Origin of the sequence: Sutterella parvirubra YIT 11816 (assembly GCF_000250875.1) — a bacterium.
In the GTDB taxonomy this organism is placed as follows: Bacteria; Pseudomonadota; Gammaproteobacteria; order Burkholderiales; family Burkholderiaceae_F; genus Sutterella; species Sutterella parvirubra.
In genome coordinates, this window is the sequence record NZ_JH604967.1 from 14,203 (window position 1) to 18,385 (window position 4,183).

The following is a 4,183-nucleotide window of genomic DNA, read 5'->3' on the forward strand; positions in this document are numbered from 1 at the left end:
CCTCGCACGCGCTCGCCCGGCGCCAACGCCGCCACGAGCCGCGCGTCGTGACGCGCGAGGTGCGGGAGCTTTCCCGGTCCCGTCACCGCGGGGGCGGCTTCCGGGCGCATGGCGGGCGCGAGCGTCTCCGGGAAGACGCCTTCCGCGATGAGGCTTTCGCCCACGCGTGAGAAGGCCTCCCGCCAGGCTTCGCGCCCGGGACGACGCGCGACGGGGTTCTGGGGAACGATGGTGAGTGACGCCGCTTGAGCCGCAGTCAACTCCGCGGGCGCGCGCCCGAACCACACCCGCGCGGCGGCGCCCGCCCCTTCGATGTTGCCGCCGTAGGGGGCGAGGTTGAGGTAGGCCTCAAGGATCTCGTCCTTGGCGTAGTGCGCTTCGTAGCGGAGCGCCCAAAAGATTTGGGCGAGTTTCCCCGAGACCGAGCGCGTCTCCAACCCGAGGCGGATCCTCGCCAGCTGCATCGTGAGGGTGGAGGCCCCCATCGGGCGGTGGGTGACGGTGCCCCAAAGGGCGCGGAAGAGCGCCGGGACGTTGACGCCGGGGTGCTTCGCGAACCACCGGTCTTCGTAGTGGATCGTCGCGGCGATCCAGGCGGGCGGGATCTCGGACAACGGGGTTTTGAGCCGGTAGATGCCGTCCTCCGCCAGGCGGAGTTCGAGGAGCGTCCCGTGCCGGTCGGTGAGCGCCGATGAGAAGGGAACGCCCTCCAACATCGGAGGCGCGGGGAGGAGCTTGGCGGTGAGCCAAGCGCCCGCGGGCAGGAGAACCGCGGCGAGGGCGCCCCCCGCCGCGAGCTTCTTCCAAAGCGGCTGCCGGGACCGGACGGATCCTCCGGGGCGCTTCTCTTTCGGTGCGCGCACGCCCGGATCCTCCCCGGCCGCAGCCGGGGAGGAAGCGGAGTCCAACGTCGTGCGGGCGTCCGTCATGCGGGGTCGTCAGGCCGTTTGAGCGATCACTCGACCGATCATTCGACCTTCAAGGTCGCCATCACGCCCTGCGCGCGCTTCGCGCCGTCCGCCGCGTCTTCGAGCGCGGCGGGACCCGCGGCGAAGGTGCCGGGCGTCACCGCACGAAGCGTGTAACGGAGCGTCGTCACGCCGTCTTCGGCCGTCCCGTAGGGCGTCAGCCGCACGACGAAGCGGTCGTCCGCACGCAGGAACCCGCGGGTCGAGGCGTCCTCGATCTCGGGCGCGGCGCCCGGGCGGTCGGCATGCATGAAGCCGCCCGGGATCGGGTCCGCGAGCACGAGTTCGCCCGTGCCCACGATCCGGATCTCGACCGTCACGCGCTCACCCGTGCGGAAGGTCGCGGCTTCCTTCCCTTCGGCGTTGAGGTAGCGCTTCGTGACGGACAAGCCTTCCGAGATGGGCGCGGCGGGGAGCGCCTTCGGCGCGCCCACCGAAACGAGCGAGAAGTAGAGGGGCTCGGAGAGCGCCGTCTTCTCGACGTTTTCGACCGCGAACTCCACGCAGCCCGGCGCCGAGAGCGTCACCGCGCCGCCCGTGCGCTTCAAGTCCGTCGTGCCGTCGAAGCCTTCGGCCAAGCGGCGGCAGACGAGGTTGACGGTGTCGGGAAGCGTCTTTTCAGCGGCCGTCTGACTCGTCAACGCCAGCGCCCAGGCGCTCCACGCGGCGGCCGAGGCGGACGTGCCGCGCTTCGCGCCGTCTTCAAGAAGCGTCATGAAGTGCTTCGGGAGAACGTCTTCCGCGGGGAAGCGCTCGCCCGTGAGGGTCGAGCCGTCCGCCAACGCGGCGCGCGCCCAGGCGGCGTCGCGAAGCGTGAGGGCGGTCACCTTCTCGGGCTTCATCACCGTTCCCATGAGCTTCAGGGCTTCCGGGGTCATCCGCATGCGGGCGTAGGCGGCGCCGGCAAGAAGCGCGTCGGGGCCTTCGCGCCAACCCGGGAGCCGTTCGTCCATGCGGGCGGTGAGGGCGGCCAACCGGTCGGCGACCAACGTCCCTTCGCGCGTCAGGAGCCAGAGCGCCAGGAGTTCGGTGCGGGCTTCCTCCGCGGTCTGCGGATCCATCGTGATCTGGCGCTCGACCCGGGCGGCCACCCGGCGGATGTCGTCCGGCTTCGGGTCCGCTTCGGGCGGAAGGGTCAGGTAGGCGGCCAAAAGCGTCGCGTCGAGGCCGAGGTCGCCCCGGACGTTCGCGATGCGGCGAAGCCGCTGCGCCAACTCGTCCTGAGGCTTCTCGCTCAGGCTCGGGCGCACGGCGGGGACGTTCATAAGGGCGACGTAGCCCAGGGCGTCCGCGGCGGCGCGTTCCGGGTCGATCACGCCGAAGCAGCCGTTCACGTCGGCGGTCGGCACCAATGCCGTGAGCCAGGGCACCGGCAGGGTCGAGACCGACGCGCGGGTTTCGACGCCGGGCGCGGCCCAGAGGGGTTCGAGCGCGGGGAGGGCGCCAGCTTGAGCGGTTTGGGGCACCGTCCCCACGGCGGTGACGCGGCGCGGGAGCACGGGCGGACGCACGGAGATTTCCGTCGTGCGCGTCGCGTCCTGCGGCTTCCCGTCGACTTGGGCCTCGGCACGGAGGTCGAGCGTCATGACGCCCGGTGCCGCAGGCGCCGTCATCATGCGGCCGACGGAACCGGCACCCGATTCGCCGATCGTGAGGGCGAGGGGTTCATCGGAACCCGACCCGTCCGCGATCGTCACCTTGGCGGCGACCGACTGCCCCGCAGCCGGTGCCTTCTCCAACTGCACCGACGCGCCCGCGCGGAAGGTGTCGCCCAGCGCCACGGCCTGAGGCGTCAGAGGTTCGAGCATGAGGGGAGACGACACCACCGTACGCGCGGCGGTGCTTCCCACCGCGGGGCTTTCCGCATCGGCCGCGACCGCGACGATCCGCACCGCACCGTGCCAACCTTCAGGGAGCTTCACGTCGAAGGTGGAGCCTTCCGGGTTGAGCTGGACGAGGCCCGAGGTCCACACGCCGGCCGAGTCCGGCGTGCGCGCAAAGGGGTTCGTGGCTGCGGCGCCCGACGCCAAGCGCTCCACGTCGCCGCCCCAAACGGGGGCTTTGGGGAGCGTGAGGCCTTCGGGCATCAGAAGCGACAACGCCTCCATCGTGACGACTTCGAGCGCGCGGTCGAGGTAGACCGCGTTCAGCACGTCGGGCGCGGGGTGGTGCGTGAGCGAGAGAATCCCTTCGTCGACGGCGTAGAGCACGGCGTCGGCGGGACGCGCGCTCGTGATCCTCACCCTGAGCTTCCCATCCTGCGTTTGGGGTTCGACCTTGAGGTCGACCCTGCGCTTCTCCGCATCAACCGTCACCGGCACGATCGCTTCGGCGTAGCCGCCGGTGAGCCGCGCGGCGTTGGCGCGGCGGCGTTCGACCTCGTCGTCGGACGCGCGGATGCCGGCGTTGCGCCGCACCTCGGCGTCGGCGGGGAGCGCCCCTGCGCGAACGAGCGAGACGTGGAGATACGCGCGCCCGGGCGTGAGACCCTCCTTCGGGAGATCGACGGTGAGGGCGTTTTCGCCCGGCTTCACCTTCACCCAGGCGGCGTGGCGCACCTGACGGTCTTCGAGCGTGACGAGGCCGTAGCCCTCAAAGGGCGAGACCAACGCGAGTTCGGCCTTCCCGCCCGAGGTGAGCGTGGTGCTCTTCACCGACAACCGCATGTCCGCGGCCGGAAGGTCCGGAGATTTGAGCGTCCGGAGGTCGTTTCCCGCGACGCGCCAGTCGGTTTCAAGGAGCACCCGGCCCTTTTCGTCCACGAGTTCCAGGATCCCTTCGCCCGGCGTCCCGGTGGGAAGCGTCCAGAGGGCGCGGCCGTCCGCGCCCGTCGTGAGCGTCGCGGTGGAGGCTTCCGCACGAACCGGCGTCTCGACGTAGGTGAGGCGCCCGTTCGGGCCCTCGGTCAATTCCGTCACGCGCTCGGCGCGTGCGGTGCGCAGCGTGAGCATCTTCCCGGCGACGGGTTTGAGGTCTTGATCCACCACGAGGAATTCGATCTGCGCGGGGTCGTCCTGCGAAAGGAAGGAGAGCTTCCCGGGATGGTCCTTCAAACGCCACCCGGCCATGAGGCCCTCGCGGCCGACCAGCATCGTCTGCGACAACGTCACCGTGCGGCCGCCTTCGGCGTCGACGCCTTCCACGTCGAAGCGCACGCGCGAGAACCCTTCGGGCAGCAGCGCGGCGTCCAACGCCACGGCGCCCCGGCCCGCCTT

At 71.0% G+C, this 4,183-nt stretch carries 2 protein-coding genes; both read right to left on the reverse strand.

The features are described from left to right. On the reverse strand, window positions 1–929 hold a 929-nt coding region (locus HMPREF9440_RS11440; RefSeq protein WP_008542381.1), incomplete at its 3' end, for a transglycosylase domain-containing protein. Window positions 930–967: 38 nt separating this feature from the next. After that, a partial coding sequence (locus HMPREF9440_RS11445; RefSeq protein ID WP_040764025.1) for an alpha-2-macroglobulin family protein occupies window positions 968–4,183 on the reverse strand: 3,216 nt, incomplete at its 5' end.